Consider the following 17856-nt stretch of genomic DNA (forward strand, 5'->3'; position numbering starts at 1 on the left):
CTCAACATTAAATATACTAAAAAAGTAAATATAAAGGACAAATAAAATGTCAGAAAGAAGATATTTTGGAACCGATGGCATAAGAGGCCTAGTAGGACAATACCCAATCACTGCTGAGTTTGTGATGAAATTAGGTTATGCCGCTGGCCGCGTACTAGCTGCCCAAGGCACGAAAAAAGTACTTATCGGTAAAGATACCCGAATTTCAGGCTACATGCTTGAGTCAGCCCTAGAAGCTGGTTTTTCTGCTGCGGGAATCGATATTGGCTTATTGGGACCCATGCCGACGCCAGGGATTGCTTACCTTACTAAAACTTTTCGCGCTGAAGCGGGTATCGTTATTAGTGCATCACATAATCCATTTTATGACAACGGCATTAAGTTTTTCTCACAAAATGGTGAGAAGTTACCCGATGATGTCGAACTGGCTATTGAAGCACAATTAGATAAAGAAATGGGCTGTGTTGAATCGGCTAAATTAGGTAAAGCAACGCGAATTGAAGACGCTGCTGGGCGCTATATTGAGTTTTGTAAAAGTAATTTTCCTAGCCAATATTCTTTAAAAGATTATAAAATTGTTGTTGATTGCGCGCACGGTGCAACTTACCACATCGCACCTAACGTGTTTCGTGAATTAGGTGCACAAGTGATTGAAATCGGTACGTCGCCAAATGGTACCAATATTAACGACCAATGTGGTGCAACATCAATGGACGCTATCAGTAAGGCTGTTGTTGAACATCAGGCTGATTTAGGTATTGCACTAGATGGTGATGGCGACCGCTTGATGATGGTTGACCACACTGGTTATGTACTTGACGGTGATGAGTGTGTCTACGTTATAGCTTCAAACGATTTACAAAGTGGCGTTATTAGTGGTGGTGTTGTTGGCACACTGATGAGTAATATGGGCCTTGAAATTGCGCTTGCGGATATGGGTATACCTTTTGCTCGCAGCAAAGTAGGCGATCGATATGTTACCGAAATGCTCAACAAAAAAGGTTGGCAGTTGGGCGCTGAAAATTCTGGCCATGTGATTAATTTAAAAAACACCTCTACGGGTGATGGTATTATCGCCGCGTTAAATGTATTAACTGCTGTTTGCAGTGGTGATAAAACCTTGCACGAACTCCGCCAAGGGATGACTAAATTACCACAAGTGTTAGTTAATGTTAGGTTTACAGGTGACAATGACCCGTTAACGGCTCAGAATGTCGTCGCTGCTGTACATACGGTCAATGAACAACTTTCAGGGCGTGGTCGCGTGTTATTACGTAAATCAGGTACTGAGCCTTTAATACGGGTTATGGTTGAAGGACCAGAATTAACAGAAGTTACCGAGCTAGCAAATATCATTGCTGATGCTGTCAAAGCCGCTTGCTAACAAAATAGACGTCAGACGGTTGAATAATAAGCAAATGAACAAGATATTAAGTTAAACACTTGTATCTTGTTCGTAGGTTAGTTAATATCTCGCCGCTTTAATTAGGAAAGATAAATGAAAAGACAAGCAATAGTAGCTGCAAACTGGAAAATGAATGGAAGTTTGTCGCTGATAAAAGAAATGATTTCAGGATTAAATAGTGTCAAGCTAGCTGAAAATGTCGACGTTGTTGTTTGTCCTCCTGCTCCTTTTCTATCAGCATTTAGAATAAGTGCTAAAAGTGAAAATTTACAAGCAAACATCCATTTAGGTGCGCAAAATGTAAGCGAGCATCAAAGTGGAGCATATACTGGTGAAATATCCACAGATATGCTCAAGGAAGTTTCTGTAAATTATGTTATTGTAGGGCATTCTGAACGAAGATGCATTTACAAAGAAACAAGTACACAAGTTGCTCATAAAGTTAAAGCTACTTTGGATGCTGGTTTAACACCTATATTGTGTATTGGTGAATGTGAAGATGAACGAGCTGCTGAACAAACAGAGACAGTACTCGCTTCACAATTACAGCCAGTAATTGACGAAATAGGTATAGAAAAATTTACAGATGTTGTTATTGCTTACGAGCCTGTTTGGGCTATTGGTACTGGCAAAACAGCATCTCCAGAAATGGCACAAGCAACACACTTATTTATTCGTCAATTTTTAGCTAACGCTGATGATACTATCGCGAATAAAGTGCCATTATTATACGGTGGTAGCGTAAATGCTGCTAACTGTGAAGAATTATTCGCACAAACTGATATTGACGGTGGTCTTATTGGTGGTGCTAGTTTAAAAGTCGACGAATTCAAAATAATTTGCTCGTCAGCCAAAGGATCTTAAAATGTTGTATCAATCGTTAATTATCGCTTATTTAATTGTTTCAATTTGTTTAATTGGTTTAGTTTTAATCCAACAAGGTAAAGGCGCAGATATGGGCGCATCTTTTGGTGCCGGCTCTTCAGCAACAATATTCGGTTCAAGTGGCTCAGGTAATTTTTTAACTAAAGCGACTACATGGTTAGCTATTGCGTTCTTTGTTATCAGCTTAGTGTTAGGTAACTTAACGGCAAATAGAATTAAATCTACCGATGAGTGGAACAACTTAAACACTCCTGTAGAGCGAACTATACCAGGTGATGAATCAATCCCTAGCGAGAGTGTAGAGCCAGGTCAGTCATCAGGGAATAGCGATATTCCTGCAGCGACTAAAAAAGCGAATGATAACGACATTCCAAAGTAAAGTTTTAAAAATGCAGATGTGGCGGAATTGGTAGACGCGCCACCTTGAGGGGGTGGTGACTTAGGTCGTGAGAGTTCGAGTCTCTCCATCTGCACCAATACTATAGAAGAGGCTTACAGTAATGTAAGCCTTTTTTATTGCGTTAAATTACTGAATTACTAGACGCGTTAATTTGAAGGGGTGGTGACTTAGGTTGAGAATAATATCTATGTCTGTTGTCTGTTATCAGCCCTCTGAGAATATTAACTTTTCCTTAAAGTTCTTTCTGTACTTTTACCTGAGTTAAACGCATAAGTCTGTCAATATTTAGTAAACTTGTTACAATGCTATTTTTAAATTTAAGCAGACTATGAATATAAGTAATGATCCACTCCACGGCGTTAAACTTGAACAGATCTTAACCGAACTAGAGAAAAAAATTGGTTGGGATAAAATGGGTGAGTTACTTAATATTCGTTGTTTTACCAATAAACCGCGCCTTAAATCAAGTTTGAAATTTCTGCGTACAACCCCTTGGGCACGCAGTAGAGTTGAAATTTTATATTTAAAAACATTTTGTAGTAAGCATAAAGAAACGGGGAAATTAATAAGGGGGATACTCGCCCAAAATACAGCAGTAGCAGAAAAGGCTTCAACCAAGCCCGCTCCTTTCGTTTGGCCAACATAGAAAAAAAGACTTATGCGACTCTAAGATATTATATTTTAACAGGATACTCAGTCTTAACTATTTTAACAGGACACTCGGCCTACATTGATAATCCTTACCGATGCACTTCACTGATATAACTAAGCGACATAATTACATGTGAATTATGGCTACGCCAAGGAAACAGCAAATCAGTTTAGTAGACACCCCTTATTATCATTGTGTTGCGCGTTGTGTGCGACGCGTTTTTCTATGTGGCGAAGATGTCTTGTCTGGACAAAGCTTTGAACACCGCAGAGGTTGGGTGGAAGGTAGGTTACACTTTCTTATCGACGTCTTTGCGATTGACGTCTGTGCCTATGCCGTAATGAGTAATCATTATCATGTTGTGCTATTTATTGATGAGGAAAAAGCAAAGCAATGGAGCATGAGTGAAGTGCTTGAGCGTTGGCACCGCTTACACAAAGGCACATTACTCACACAGCAGTACTGTCGTGGTCAAGAATTAGCAAAACCGTTACTGGATATCGTTAAAGCAACGTCTGAGGTCTATTGAAAGAGGCTGATGAAAGTCAGTTGGTTCATGGGCTATATTAATGAAGGTATTGCTAGATCTGCTAATCAAGAAGACAACTGTACCGGTCGATTTTGGGAAGGACGATTTAAATCTCAAGCTTTATTAGATGAAGCAGCGCTTTTTGCTTGTATGGCCTATGTTGATTTAAATCCCAATATAGCCAATATAGCCAATATAGCCAATATAGCCAAAACGCCCGAAAGCTCAACGCACACCAGCATCAAGCTACGCTGCGAGCAGGCAAAAAAAGTCAACAACCCAATGCACTACTCCCTTTTGTTGGTCACCCAGGAAAAAAAATGGTTAAGGGCCTAGCATTTGAGCTTACCGATTACCTACAATTAATTGAGTTAACCGGACGTTGTATCAGAGAAGATAAAAACGGTTTCATAGAAGACGGCCAGCCCAATATACTCAGTCGATTAAATACATCAGCCAAAAACTGGTTAATCATTACCACCCAATTTAGCAAGCAGTTTCATGGTGCGGTTGGCCACGAAGATGCCTTAAGTGTTTACTGCGAACATCAACAGTTAAAGTGATGATAAAACTTAAGTCATAGCAATAAACTCTTTGCTTAAATTAACTAAATTAACGACACTCATTCAAAAATTTTATAAATTTAACCAGTCTGTCTTGGAGGATGATACTTGCTCATAACTGAGTATTTTAGGTTGTTAATTGACTGAAAATGAGTTTTAACCCCATAGTATCTTATCAAAAGCCCTTTTTAATGATAACGACTGACAGTATATTGAAATATCGATGTGATGTTGTTAAATTTGAATTAAATTGAGTGTCTGCTTAAGTAAATATACCTGAAGATTAATATTATATGGTTTTGACAACGTTCTTTTAAGATTATTGCACTTTGGTGTGTTAGCGCCATAGAGTATATATGCTAACGTCAGCCATATTTTAAAATAGCTGACAATATAAATAGGATGGTACTTGCAAGAATGGTTTGAGCCTTAGTAAAGTCTGTTGAAAGGTCGTCTAAAGTTGATACCGGTAATAGTTTATTAGCGACTTCTTTTAAGGTAGTAAAGGCGAGGGCCGAGTTCGTACCCATATGTTAAATAACGAGATTATAAAGACAATAACTACTTAAACCCGACAATATCTTTATTTATGTCGCCATAACTTTAATTTTTCAAGCACCAACATTGGCTCGATTGGTTTGGTTAAATAATCATCCATACCCGCTTCTATACATTTTTCTTTGTCACCTTGCATCGCATTAGCTGTCATTGCAATGATAGGTATTGCGGTGTTTTCTCCTCCAGCATCACCTGCTCTTATTCTCCTTGTTGCTTCATAACCGTCCATTTCTGGCATTTGGCAATCCATTATCACAACCGTATAGGGTTTAATAACAGTCGCTTCTTTTAATCTATTTAAGGCGTCAACACCATTAGTCGCTAAATCTGTGGTTAAGCCGATTTTTTTTAAGACAGCTAGCGCTACCATTTGGTTTACCTGGTTATCTTCAACAAGAAGCACATGCATTTCTCTAGGCCAGTGACCTTCCATTTCACCAATATTAGGCTTTTTTATTGCTGCTAGGTCGATATTGTTATGCGCCGCTATTAATGTATCAGTAGTATTTTTAATAACCGCTAAAGCATTAAATAAATTGCGGGTTGTTGCTGGTTTTGGAAAATAGGCACTACTACCCATGTCTGCAAAGTATTTAGCGTCGTGCTTTTCATCGATTGACGTCATCATCACTAGTGCCATTGGGTCATAGCTTTTATTCGCTCGAATTATTTTAGCTAATGCTTCTCCATTCATTGATGGCATTTCCATGTCCACTAATGCTAGATCAAATATCATTGAATTTGATGAATAAAAACATTCATCGCAAAGAAATAAAGCTTCTTTAGCACTTTCAGCTTCAGTGACGTTTATCCCCCAGCACTCTAATTGCCTGCGCAACACCTCACGGCTAGTTTTATTATCATCGACAATTAAAATATTTAACCTTAGGCCTTCTATCGGTGGCACTACGCAGGTCGACAATTCACTTTCTTGTACTAGACATGATACTTTAAAACAGCTGCCATGGCCTATATTACTGGATACCGTTACATCACCATTGAGTAGCTTACATAGTTTTTTTGTTATACTTAATCCTAACCCGGTCCCGCCATATTTTCTGGTTGTGGAAGCGTCAATTTGGCTAAACGAGCCAAACAGTAAAAATATTTTTTCTGCTGGAATACCTATGCCGGTATCTTCAATTTCACAACTAAATATAAAGTGATGATCTTTTTGGGCAGGTTCGAGTTTAGCTTTAATTATTATCTGACCTTGCTCGGTAAATTTTATGGCATTACTTAAAATATTGGTGAGAATTTGTCGTATTCGTCCTGGATCTGATTTAATGAAAGAGCAGGGAATACCCGTTAAATCGAGTATTATTTCAACGCCTTTTCTTTGCGCGGCAAGTGAAATAGATTCGGCAAGCTCTCCCACTAAATTACGTAAATTAAAATCTATATACTCAAGTTCTATTTTACCCGCTTCAATCTTTGAAAGATCAAGAATATCATTAATAAGTGCCAATAAAGCGTGGGCACTGGTATCTGCTATGCCTACGTTTTGGGCTTGTTCTTTTGTTAGGTCACTATCAATGAGTAAACCCAGCATGCCTAAAATCCCGTTCATTGGTGTTCTTATTTCGTGACTCATATTAGCTAAAAATTCTGATTTAAGTTGTGTTGCCTCTTCAGATTTTTTTAATGCTGCAATTAAATCCTTAGCCTGTGTCTTTAGCGAAGCTGTTTTCTCAGTTACTTGCTCTTCAAGTGTTAACACAAATTGCTTTTGTCTGTCTATTTCTGTCTGCTGCAAACGTGTTCTTAAATAAATGGTAATAAATACAACAAATAAGGTTAATAATACATATAAACTATATGCCCACCAGGTTTTCCAAGGAGGTGGTGATATATACAAGTTAATCGACAGTAATTTCTTCCCCCACTCTCCACTGTTGCTTGTCGCTTTGACAAGCAGTTTATATGTACCTCCATCTAAATTAGTAAATGAAGCAATATTTCTATTACCCACTTCAATCCAATTATCATCATAGCCTTCAAGTTTATAAGCATATTTGTTTTTGTTAGGTGAAATAAAATCTAAAACAGAGAACTCAAAAGAGAAAAAGTAGTCATGATAGGTCAGTTCAATATCAGTGACATAAGAATAAGGTTTATCAAGTTTTATTGGCTGACCCATTTTATTAAAGCCGGTTAAAACCAGGTTGAATTTGTCATTGGTTGTTTCTATATCTAAAGCGCTAAAATACTCGATGCCGCGTTGGCTACTGGTAAAAAATGTCTCATTTGCACCTTTTACTAGGCTATTAGGATAATAATTCATTCCTAATAAGCCATTATAGCTGTCAAAATTAGTCACTTTTCCTGATAAAGGGTCTAATCTTGAGATCCCCTTATTGGTCGTTAGCCATAAATGACCACTTATATCATCAGCAATTGCACGGATTAAAGAAGTAGGTAATCCATTTCTTTTACCAAAATGTTTAAAGGCTTTTTTTTCTGGAAGATATAAGTTGAGTCCTTCTTGTGTTGCAATCCAAACTTTGCCATTTCTACTTTGATGGATATCCTGTACGATATTTCCTAATAAACTATCAGATTTTTTTTTATTATTTTGAAATGAAATGAATTTTTGTTCGTCTGCTTGCCAAAGATTTACACCGTTACCGGTTCCAACCCACATATTTTGTTCACTATCTTTAAATATTTTTAAAACTTCGGGATGAGATAATCCCATAGATTCATTTAAATGAGTAAAGGTTTTAGTCGATGGGTTATAACGATAGACACCATTTTTATAAGTACCAATCCAAAGGTACCCATATTGGTCCATGTTAAGGGCTCGTAACTCTCTGAACTCTTTATGGTTTGGATCTGTTTTAGGGTAGGTTAATAACTCAACATGTTGAGTGTCTAAGTTGAATTTAGCTAAACCTTCATCTTGTGCAACCCATAAACTATTATTACCATCAAGAAATATAATGGGATTTTCTAATAGTCTATTAGCGCCATAGCCATTCTTATCACTAAAGATCGGTGCTGATAATGTGGTTAGTTTTTGTGATGATACCTGCCACTTATATAACTGCGATGACGAAGATACAATGACAAGATCACCACTAGCATCTGTGATTATTCCATTTGGCGCGGTCAGTTCAGGGCTATTAATCGATTTAAATTTACGATGTGGTACTAACTTATATATGCCGTGAGTCTCGCTAGTGACCCAGATGGTTCTAGAGCTATCTTCGAAAATTATTCTTAGACCCTTGTTATTGCCAAGGTCAAGTTGTTCAATTTGAGGGCCGGTGTTTGATTGTCGAAACAAGCCTTTGCTGGTAACAAACCAGATGTAGCCCTCTTGGTCTTCTATCATAGAATTCACTTGATCTAAATATTGATTATCAAGTGTTTTTAATCGTGTAAAAAGACCATTTTCTTTATCGAAGGAGAATGGACCTTGTTGAGTACCTAAATAAAGCTTGTCTTTTGACGTTTTTAAAATACTGCGTATTTCATTTGCGCCTGTTGGTGTTTTATTTTCTGGAGCAGGGAAAAAATGAGAAAAGGTTTGCTTAGTTTTGTCATATAAATTTAAGCCAAAGCTAGTTGCAACCCAGAGGCTATTGCTATTGTTGTTTTCAATATCCCATATTCTATTATGGGATAAACTTGATGGTGAATCATCAGTCTTTGTAATATGCTCAAAGCTATTATTACCTATATATCGACTTAGCCCTTTATCATATGATCCTAACCAAATATTGTCCTCTTGGTCATGAAACAAGGATTGAATTCGATTAGATGAAATAGAAGCAAGGCGAAGCGGATCATGAATGAAATTACTAAAGCTTCCTGTTTTTGGTTCATATAGGCTAGCGCCTCCTCCCCAAGTGCCAATCCATATATTTCCAGCGTGGTCCAACATCAGGTTTCCAGCATCATTATGCGATAAACCGTTTGAACTCATACTATCAAATTCAAATAGGGTTATTTTTCGACCATCATAGCGCATAACGCCATTTTCAGCGGTACCAAACCAAAGTAACCCTTGGTTATCCTGAATAATTGAATATATCTCAGAAGAAATAAAGCCATCTTCCTCGGTCAGCATTTTAACCGAGTATTCATTTATGAGCTTTGAAGGCGACTCATTACCATATGCTGGAGCAATCGTTCCAATAAATAGCATAACAAAGTAGATAACGTGATTAACAAGCGATAAATTATATTTCATAAATATTTAGATTATCAAATCCAAGTAAGGTCAACAAAAAGTACAAAAGATCTTATTTAATAGGTTATAACATTGCTAAAGGCGGATAAACCTAATTAAGCCAAAAGCTTAGTTTTATTTGCTCATGCACTATATAACGCCCCTGTAATGTAAGCCATAAGCTTATCGTCTAGTATGCTACTTTGGCTTTGATAGTTATATAAAATTTTTGTTAACATGTTGCGGATTAAATAACACTAAAGGCCGTTTGGGTCTTTACTTAGGTGACCCAAGTGTATCATTTTATTTTAGGAGAAAAGTTTTAGGCCCAAGGAGTATTCACTTTTATGTACTAAACGTTAACGGTGAGACTTTATTAATACAATGCTATTTATAACACTAAGATCTATAGTGCATATTATTGATAATCATGTGTTAATGTAGTTATTAAAGACAAATTAACTACCTTTTATGACTGATGTAAATAACGTAATATTATAGTGAGTCGTCATATGGAAAATAAATTACAGAAATCAGTGCTTGTTTTACCAGTCATTACCATTAATCTCCTCGCTTTGTCTGAAACTACCGTTAATAAATATGATCCATAGCGGGTGCTTTTTGTATTATTGTCAACATCTAGTATTTACTTAATTAATCGTTAAATCTATCACATATCGTTTTAATAAAGGGAGACGATAGCATTAGTTTTGAGGTGTTTTTTGTTGGAAATTAAAGTAAATTTATCTGTACTATATTTAACGAAGTCACATTTTACCTCCTCATAAAAACAGCAAGAATCTCACGAGATTAAACATTAAATTGTAGTTGGGCACGCTAAGGAATTGAGTGGTGATAAGGTAATTATTGACTCAAAATAGAAAGCAACATAATATTTATTTCATTCAATAATCGTGAATAACCTTTATTAGGTTCTGCTTACAGTGATTGGTTGTGAAGAACATCGTTGTAAATTATCAATATCTGCTATTGTGAGGATAATATTTTTTAGCGATGATAGTCGCAAACCCAAACACAATAACTGTCAGTTTTGATTTCTTAGATTAATCTTATCGATTGATTTTATTGGAAATTTTTATCTCTCTTTATAATATTTTAGCAAGGAACCCCTATGATTTCGATCAACCTTAATGGCCGCGAAAAATTATTTGATGTCGAAGACGATATGCCTTTGCTTTGGTTGATCCGCGAAGAAGCAGGTCTTCGCGGCACTAAGTTTGGCTGTGGCATAGCACAATGTGGTGCTTGCACGGTACACGTTGACAATCAGGCCGTTCGCTCTTGTATGTATCCGGCGATTGCAGCTCAAGGTAAGCAAGTGAATACGGTTGAAACTCTCGGTTCAAAAGAGGCTCCGCACGCTTTACAGGCTGCTTGGATTAAACACCAAGTTCCTCAGTGTGGTTATTGTCAGTCAGGCATGATGATGGCAGCAGCTGCATTACTAGCGAGTACTCCTAATCCAACTTCTGACGATATCGATACAGCAATGACCAATATCTGTCGTTGCGGAACTTACAGCCGAGTTAAAGCTGCCATTCTTGATGTAGCAAAGGAGATGTCTTTATGAGTATTACTCGTCGGATGTTCGTTTTTGGTGGTGCTGCGATTGGCGGCGGATTAGCGTTAGGGGTTATAGGTTTAGGGACACATTTGGCCATGCATGATCGCCTTGGTGTGCAGCGAGATGGCAACACCAAAGACACCTTGCTCAACTTGTGGCTTCGTATCAACAAAGACAATACCGTTACGCTACTTTCTCCGCATACCGAACTAGGTCAAGGCGCCGGTACTGGTTTAACCCAAATAGTGGCTGATGAACTTGACTTGGATTGGCAGCAAATCAAATTAGAGCTTGCGCCTGCGACCACTGCATTTTCCAATGGTGGCGTTTTTGAAGGCTTCGTTAGTGAAATGATCGGTAAGCCACCAGCCTGGGCAGAGCATATTGCTAGTAATGCTTTCAACCGTCTAGCAGATTTACTGAATATGCAAATGACAGGGGGGAGCGCCTCTATTCGTTTTACTGGCTGGCAAGTTATGCGTGAAGCAGCCGCAGCTGCACGTCAAATGCTGATTAACGCAGCCATCGATAAATACGGCGCAAGTACTAATACGACTACCGATGCTGGATATGTTGTTGATGGCGACAACCGCTGGAGTTATGGCGAACTGGTTGAGTATGCGGCAACTTTAGACGTTCCTGAAAACTACACACTTCGTGCTAAAGGTGATCGTAAGTTTATTGGTAAGGCAATGCCTCGTCATGATTTACCGGACAAAATATTTCTTGAAACACAATACGGTATCGATCGCCATGTGGAAGGGATGCGCTATGCAGCTATTGCACACAGCGGTGTATTTGGCGCTAATGTCGCCACTATTGATAACTTAGTTGAAATTACCTCGATGCGGGGTGTACTGGGTGTTGAAAATATGGGGCTATCCGTTGCTGTTATTGCTAATAATCCTTGGCGAGCAGAGCAAGCGATAAAAGCGTTAAAAATTACGGCAGCATCCCATAAAAATAGTGATTTAAGTTCAGCAAGTATTGAAACTTTTCAACGTGAGAGTTTGCAAGGAGAATTGAGTGATGCTCACAATATTGGTGATGTAGCGTCTGTGTTAGGCGGTAGCGGTGAAACTGTTGAAGCTGAATTTTGGGTGCCTTATTTAGCACACGCTACTATGGAGCCGATGAATGCTAGCGCTTGGTTCGAAGGCGATAAGCTTCATGTTGCTGCGGGTGTACAAAATCCACTTTATGCTCGTGTCCATGCGGCAAAAGTCGCTAATATGGACGTAGAAGATGTTGTTTTTCATGCCCATTCAATGGGAGGAGGCTTTGGTCGTCGTGTCGGTTTTAGCATGAGTGAAGACAATCCAATAATGTGGATTGATGAAGTTGTCACTCTAGTAAAAAAATACAAGTTTCCTATCAAACTCACTTGGTCGCGTGAGGCAGACACGAGACAAGATGTTTATCGACCGGCAGTTCTGGCAAAATTTTCAGCACAGCTTGACGAAAACGCTAAACCACGTTATTGGCTATCGGCAAGCTATGGCAGCGAAGGTGGCGCGCCAGCTTCTATGCCACCTTATAACGTCGATAATATTAAGGTGCAGTTTGCTAATCATCCTTCTCCCGTGCCTATTGGTTTTTGGCGTAGTGTCGAAAATAGTCAACATGCATTTTTCAACGAGAGTTTTATCGATATATTGGCTAAAAAAGCACAGGTTGATCCCATTAAATATCGATTAGCATTACTCGATAATAACGACGATCATGCCAAATGCTTAAAGGAAGTGGCGCAGCTGTGCAATTGGCAATACGGTGTTAGCTCTGACGGTAAAGCGATGGGCGTTGCTGTACAAAAAAGTTTTGGCACTATGGTTGCTACCGTTGCTGAAGTTTCACTGCAAAATAACCAAGCGTGTGTTCATCGTGTTTGGATAGTGACTGACAGTGGTGTGGTGGTCAACCCAGACTCAGCAATAGCTCAAGTCGAAGGTGGCGTGCTCTTTGGATTAACGGCGGCACTTTATGGACGTTGTGATATTGAAAGTGGCGGTGTCAAACAAAGCAATTTTCATGATTACCCTATCATTAAAATGGCTGAAGCGCCTATTGTTCAAGTGAAGTTGCTTGAAAGTGCTAATGAACCCGGTGGTTTTGGTGAAGTTGGCGTACCCACTATTGCCCCAGCAGTTGCCAATGCATTGGCGGTCTTAGGTAAAAGACCAATGCGTTTACCAATTAACGCTTAATATGATAACCAAAGTATAATGACCTTAATTAAAAACCAGCGATAAGGCTGGTTTGTAATTAAGAACGACGCTTAGCAAAAATACTTAATAGAAGAACATCAATAATTAAGTGTCTGTGCTCAGTTTACTTGAGGATAAATTCACGCTTAATAATATCTGAGCTCTCGCACCTTGCCCCAAAATACCCGATAAGAAAAAGCGGTATAACTAAATATAACAGGTACCACAATGAAGGTTCCCCATAATAGAAAGCTCAAAGATTCAGGTGCTGCGGCTGTTTCCCAAATAGTCAGTTTGTTAGGTACTATGTACGGAAAAAAACTAAAGGCTAAACCAAAAAAACATAGAGTGAAGATAATCACTGCCGCGATAAAAGGTCGCCAACAGCCTTTGTCATTTACTTTAGGTAGTTGCTTTAATTGTATTAGGCTAAAAATAAATAACCCAAAGCAAATAGTCGGTAACGTTAATATCAGTAAAGTGTTTGGCCAAGTAAACCATTTTTCATAGACACCTGGATTAATTAACGGATTAACAAAGGAGACAGCTATAATACCAAGGAAACAAATTAGTCCTGATTTTTTCGCCCAAGCTACCGCTTGTATTTGCAGTTCACCTTCAGTTTTCATAATTAACCAACAAGCACCTATATAGCTATAAGCGGCCGCAACACCAAAGGCACTCAGTAAACTAAAACAATAAGCGGCTACAGTGTTTTCAAAGCCCATAACATACATACCTAACATGTAACCTTGGCTTAAAGCAGCGAGTAACGAGCCTATTTTGAAGACTTTATTCCATGTAGGCTTATGACCAAAGGCGGCTTTAGCACGAAAATCAAAAGCAACACCACGAAGCACCAAACTAATTAATAATACCGCGGTGGGTAAATAGAGCTCTTTAAATATATAGCTGTGAGCCGCAGGAAAGGCTATCAACAATAAACCAATCGCTAAAACTAGCCAAGTTTCGTTAGCATCCCAAAAAGGACCTATTGAAGCTATCATGGTATCTGCATTGTCTGTTTGATCGAGTGGTAGCATAATGCCGACACCTAAATCATAGCCATCTAAAATGGCATAAAGTAAGATTGAAAAACCCATAAATGAGACAAAAATTAGCGCTAAGGTATTTTCTTCAAACATAACTTATCCCTCGATTATTTTACTAGGTGTGTGAATAACAGATTTTACTTGTTCATCGATACTGAATTCTTCAAGTTCAATCGCTCGTCCTGCCATCGTAAATAGGGTGTGTAGGTAGGCAACCATAATGACAACATATAAAGTCAAATAAAGTGTAAGTGTTATTCCTACATTTGCTGGCGCTATATCTGTCGCTGCATCTTTTACCGTTAAAATCCCTGTCACTAGCCAAGGTTGACGACCAATCTCAGTGACATACCAGCCCGCTAATGTGGCGGCCCAACCCGAGAAGCTCATCGCAACCAGCACTTTTAATAGCCAAGGGGGCAATTGTTTTTTACGCCACAATTGAAAACGACTAAACCAAGCGACAATAAACATGAATAGGCCTAAAGCTACCATGATTCTAAAAGCAAAGAACACCGGCGCAACAGGGGGATGGTTACCTTCAAATTCGTTTAGCCCCTTTATTTCGCCATCAAAATCGTGTGTTAAAATAAAGCTGGCCATTTTAGGAACGGCTATTTCAAAATGATTGGTTTTTTGCTCTTCATCAGGAAGTGCAAATAACAACAGTGGTGCGCCTTTTTCGGTATGCCAGATACCTTCCATGGCGGCAATTTTTTGTGGTTGATGTTCTAAGGTATTTAAACCATGCATATCACCTAACAATATCTGTACTGGTGCCAGTACTGCAGCGACTGTTAACGCTATTTTAAGCGTTAATTGTGGCGCTTTTTTGTTATCACCCTTGAGTAAGCGATAAGCACTTATACCGGCAACTAAAAATGCCGCCGTTAAACCAGAGGCAACCAGCATATGAGACAATTTGTAAGGGAATGACGGGTTGAAAATAATAGCAAACCAGTCAACGGGAAATGCGACACCATCGCGCATCTCATGACCTTGAGGCGTTTGCATCCAAGAGTTAAGTGCTAAGATCCAAAATGACGATAAACTGGTACCAAAAGCGACAATTAACGTTGATAGTGTATGTACTCGAGCCGAAACTCGATTCATACCAAATAACATAATGCCTAAAAAACCAGCCTCTAAAAAGAAAGCAGTGAGTACTTCATAACCCAATAATGGTCCCGCTATATTACCGACTGTCTCCATAAATTTTGGCCAGTTAGTGCCAAATTGAAACGACATAGTAATACCGGTAACCACGCCTATTGCGAAGGTAAGGGCAAATATTTTGACCCAAAAACGGTAGGCTCGCATCCAGATAGGATCATTGGTTTGGTCAAAGCGTAATTTGAAATAAAACAAAAACCAGCTCAGTGCGATGGTTATTGTTGGAAACAGGATATGAAAGCTAATATTAGCGGCAAACTGGATGCGTGAAAGCATTAAGGTTTCTAACATGATTTACTCCATAAACCCTAGAAAACACGAATAGTATCAACGGGTTTAACGTTTAAAGTGACAATTTTTTACAACATTAATGTGTTAGCTTCAAAAAAGTCAAAGTAACAATTTAGTTTTTATTTAAAAGTTTATCTTTTATATCAATAACTTTACTGACACCGGCGCCAAGTTTCATTAATGTATTAAGCTTTTCTGGGCTCATACTTTGTAGTTCTGCCGCCCAATGGGTAATCGTTTCAAGTAGGTCATGCATCTCATGCATTTTTTGCTGTGCATATTGTTCTTGAGGGTTAGCGGGTTCATCTAAAAGGTTATCGCGTAATAGTGACAGGGTAGGGTCAACCTCACGTTTGCGACGTTCTTCAAAGACACGTATTGCCATTTCCCAAATAGACCCAGCCGGTGAGTAATATTCTTTGCGATCTTTGGGTTTATGTTGTACTTGAACTAAGCGCCAAGACTGTAATTCTTTAATACCCATACTGACATTACCGCGAGAAATGTTGAGGGCTTCTGATATTTGTAGCGCAGTGAGTGAATCATTGTGAATAATTAATAAACCATACATTTGACCAACGGTGCGGTTAAAGCCCCAGCGACTGCCCATTTCACCACAGTGCATAACGAACGATTCAATTTTAGCTGTCATAATCATAATTAAGTATTCTGAACTTTCAGTAATTTCTGAAAGTTTAAACCTTTGTTGATTTAGATCAAGTGTTATTTTGAATATTATGGCTTTTTTTTGATTGTTAAGTGAGTCACTCAGCTCGTGATAAAGCAAGGTGTTGTTAAGTGAGGTACCGACAGAAAAATGGGGAAAGTATTAATAAAAACTAGCTTTGGTAGCGACAGAAATTTATGAATAAATGCGGCGCAAAAGCACCGCAGTTATTAACTTTTATGGTGATGTGGTTTTAATTGGTTATTTATACTTAGCTTGTAAGTAATCAAATACGGCGCGAATACCGAAAGCTTCGCCGCCAAGGGGGCGCCCTGGTAAAGCTCTGATATTAAATGCCATCACATCAAAGTGAACCCAATCAGTCTCTTTTTTTACAAACTCTTGTAGATATAATGCCGCGGTAATTGCACCACCAAAGGGTATTGCGGCGCAATTGGTCATATCAGCAATAGAGCTTTTCAGTAAATCACCGTATGGGCTATAAAGCGGCATACGCCAGACCGGATCGCTAATTTTGCTGCCCGCTTGGGTAATACCTGCAGCAACTTCATCGCTTGTTGAGAAAAACCCTGGTAATTCTGTGCCTAAAGCAACACGCATTGCGCCAGTGAGGGTTGCAAAATCAATAATTAAATCAGGCTGTTCGGTGTCAGCTTCTGTTAGAGCATCACACAATACTAAGCGACCTTCTGCATCAGTGTTGTGAATTTCAACGGTAATACCTGCGCGTGTAGTAATAACATCACCAGGTCTTATGGCATTGCTTGACACGGCATTTTCTACCGCAGGAATGAGTACTCGTAAATTAATCGGTAGGTTATGCGACATAATTAATTGAGCTAATCCGAGGACATGTGCAGATCCGCCCATATCTTTTTTCATATTACGCATACCGGCAGCGGGTTTTAAGTCGAGACCACCACTGTCAAAGCAAACGCCTTTACCCACTAACGTTACTTTTGGGTGATGGCTATTACCCCAAGTTAAGTCAATTAAACGAGGTGCATGCGCACTCGCGCGACCAACGGCATGTATGGTTGGGTAATTTTGTTCGACAAGTTCATCACCAATAATTTGCTGAACTTGGCCGTGATACCTATCAGCCAAGTTTTGCGCACAGTCACCAAGATCTATTGGCATCATATCAGCTGCTGGCGTATTGACTAAGTCACGGACTAAAGTCGTTGCCTCGGCATATTTAATGGCACTGCCGACTATGGTTTGATTATTAACGGCTAAGCAGGGAAGCGGGGCATTATTTTTGTTTTTTGTTACATAACGATCGAATTTATAGGCGCCCATTAGCCATGAAAAACAGATGGCTTGTTGCTGTTCATCTGTCGCATGTAACAAATACTGACCAGGAGGAAGTTGCTTAATTAATTCGCCACAGGCAAAGAAGTGTCTGGCATCTTCAACAACAAATACTGCTAGCGACAACTCCCCTTGAGTATTAGGTAATAACGCTAAACCTTCAGCTTTATAATTAGTATTGGCTAACCATGCTTGGTTTTGCTGGGTTTGCTCGCTTAACCAGTCGTTATAGTTATTTTTGTTGATGATAAAAAGTGATGTACCTTTATCGTCGGCACGTAGTAACTGATTCATGAATTTCCTTAGGACGAATTGATTGGTTTTTATGTCTTGCTAGATTGTAACCTAAGCAAGATTAAGTTGAAGTGCTATCGGATGTT

The 17856-nt window shown here is 38.9% G+C and carries 11 protein-coding genes, 1 tRNA gene and 1 pseudogene; 8 read left to right on the forward strand and 5 right to left on the reverse strand.

All coding sequences use genetic code 11. The annotated features are described in order from the left end of the window. Positions 1 to 46 precede the first annotated feature (46 nt). From glmM to H4J66_RS13840, 6 genes and pseudogenes are all read left to right on the forward strand, one after another. Complete coding sequence (gene glmM / locus H4J66_RS13815; RefSeq protein ID WP_070373823.1) at positions 47 to 1384, forward strand: phosphoglucosamine mutase; 1338 nt, start codon at positions 47 to 49, stop codon at positions 1382 to 1384. Positions 1385 to 1498: 114 nt separating this feature from the next. Continuing rightward, positions 1499 to 2269: a triose-phosphate isomerase gene (gene tpiA, locus H4J66_RS13820; RefSeq protein ID WP_182175596.1), complete on the forward strand. Its 771-nt coding sequence runs from the start codon at positions 1499 to 1501 to the stop codon at positions 2267 to 2269. A gap of 4 nt (positions 2270 to 2273) precedes the next feature. Continuing rightward, positions 2274 to 2669 carry a preprotein translocase subunit SecG gene (gene secG / locus H4J66_RS13825; protein WP_182175647.1) on the forward strand — a complete coding sequence of 132 codons (396 nt, stop codon included), beginning with the start codon at positions 2274 to 2276 and terminating at the stop codon, positions 2667 to 2669. 12 nt (positions 2670 to 2681) lie between these two features. After that, positions 2682 to 2766: transfer RNA gene (locus H4J66_RS13830), tRNA-Leu, on the forward strand. A 252-nt stretch (positions 2767 to 3018) separates the two neighbouring features. After that, complete coding sequence (locus tag H4J66_RS13835) at positions 3019 to 3336, forward strand: VF530 family DNA-binding protein (RefSeq protein WP_182175597.1); 318 nt, start codon at positions 3019 to 3021, stop codon at positions 3334 to 3336. 145 nt (positions 3337 to 3481) lie between these two features. Continuing rightward, positions 3482 to 4434, forward strand: a pseudogene (locus H4J66_RS13840) (transposase). A 583-nt stretch (positions 4435 to 5017) separates the two neighbouring features. Here H4J66_RS13840 and H4J66_RS13845 read toward each other — a convergent pair. Beyond that, on the reverse strand, positions 5018 to 9190 hold the full coding sequence (locus H4J66_RS13845) for a hybrid sensor histidine kinase/response regulator (RefSeq protein WP_182175598.1): 4173 nt from the start codon (positions 9188 to 9190) through the stop codon (positions 5018 to 5020). Between the two features lie 1111 nt (positions 9191 to 10301). On the opposite strand from H4J66_RS13845, the gene H4J66_RS13850 reads away from it, so the two are divergent. Together H4J66_RS13850 and H4J66_RS13855 are read left to right on the forward strand one after the other, a co-directional pair. Continuing rightward, the gene (locus H4J66_RS13850) at positions 10302 to 10760 is read left to right on the forward strand and encodes a (2Fe-2S)-binding protein (RefSeq protein WP_182175599.1); all 459 of its coding nucleotides are present in this window, start codon (positions 10302 to 10304) and stop codon (positions 10758 to 10760) included. Continuing rightward, on the forward strand, positions 10757 to 12958 hold the full coding sequence (locus tag H4J66_RS13855; protein WP_182175600.1) for a xanthine dehydrogenase family protein molybdopterin-binding subunit: 2202 nt from the start codon (positions 10757 to 10759) through the stop codon (positions 12956 to 12958). Before H4J66_RS13850 ends, H4J66_RS13855 begins: the two co-directional genes overlap by 4 nt. A gap of 146 nt (positions 12959 to 13104) precedes the next feature. Here H4J66_RS13855 and H4J66_RS13860 read toward each other — a convergent pair whose 3' ends face one another. The 4 genes from H4J66_RS13860 to H4J66_RS13875 form a co-directional block, all read right to left on the reverse strand. Beyond that, positions 13105 to 14103, reverse strand: coding sequence for a cytochrome d ubiquinol oxidase subunit II (locus H4J66_RS13860; RefSeq protein WP_182175601.1), 999 nt, complete (start codon positions 14101 to 14103; stop codon positions 13105 to 13107). 3 nt (positions 14104 to 14106) lie between these two features. Beyond that, entirely contained in the window at positions 14107 to 15474 is a 1368-nt protein-coding gene (locus H4J66_RS13865; protein ID WP_182175602.1) for a cytochrome ubiquinol oxidase subunit I, read from the reverse strand. A 112-nt stretch (positions 15475 to 15586) separates the two neighbouring features. Beyond that, complete coding sequence (locus H4J66_RS13870; RefSeq protein ID WP_182175603.1) at positions 15587 to 16132, reverse strand: GbsR/MarR family transcriptional regulator; 546 nt, start codon at positions 16130 to 16132, stop codon at positions 15587 to 15589. Between the two features lie 270 nt (positions 16133 to 16402). After that, complete coding sequence (locus H4J66_RS13875) at positions 16403 to 17770, reverse strand: M17 family metallopeptidase (RefSeq protein WP_182175604.1); 1368 nt, start codon at positions 17768 to 17770, stop codon at positions 16403 to 16405. Positions 17771 to 17856: the final 86 nt, after the last annotated feature.

It is taken from the genome of Colwellia sp. MB3u-55, assembly GCF_014076785.1.
Lineage (GTDB): Bacteria > Pseudomonadota > Gammaproteobacteria > Enterobacterales > Alteromonadaceae > Colwellia_A.

Coding starts and splice junctions, on each gene's coding strand:
- H4J66_RS13865 (WP_182175602.1), bottom strand. CDS start 15,474: ATGTTAGAAACCTTAATGCTTTCACGCATCCAGTTTGCCGCTAATATT.
- H4J66_RS13875 (WP_182175604.1), bottom strand. CDS start 17,770: ATGAATCAGTTACTACGTGCCGACGATAAAGGTACATCACTTTTTATC.
- H4J66_RS13850 (WP_182175599.1), top strand. CDS start 10,302: ATGATTTCGATCAACCTTAATGGCCGCGAAAAATTATTTGATGTCGAA.
- H4J66_RS13855 (WP_182175600.1), top strand. CDS start 10,757: ATGAGTATTACTCGTCGGATGTTCGTTTTTGGTGGTGCTGCGATTGGC.
- H4J66_RS13835 (WP_182175597.1), top strand. CDS start 3,019: ATGAATATAAGTAATGATCCACTCCACGGCGTTAAACTTGAACAGATC.
- H4J66_RS13860 (WP_182175601.1), bottom strand. CDS start 14,103: ATGTTTGAAGAAAATACCTTAGCGCTAATTTTTGTCTCATTTATGGGT.
- tpiA (WP_182175596.1), top strand. CDS start 1,499: ATGAAAAGACAAGCAATAGTAGCTGCAAACTGGAAAATGAATGGAAGT.
- H4J66_RS13845 (WP_182175598.1), bottom strand. CDS start 9,190: ATGAAATATAATTTATCGCTTGTTAATCACGTTATCTACTTTGTTATG.
- H4J66_RS13870 (WP_182175603.1), bottom strand. CDS start 16,132: ATGATTATGACAGCTAAAATTGAATCGTTCGTTATGCACTGTGGTGAA.
- glmM (WP_070373823.1), top strand. CDS start 47: ATGTCAGAAAGAAGATATTTTGGAACCGATGGCATAAGAGGCCTAGTA.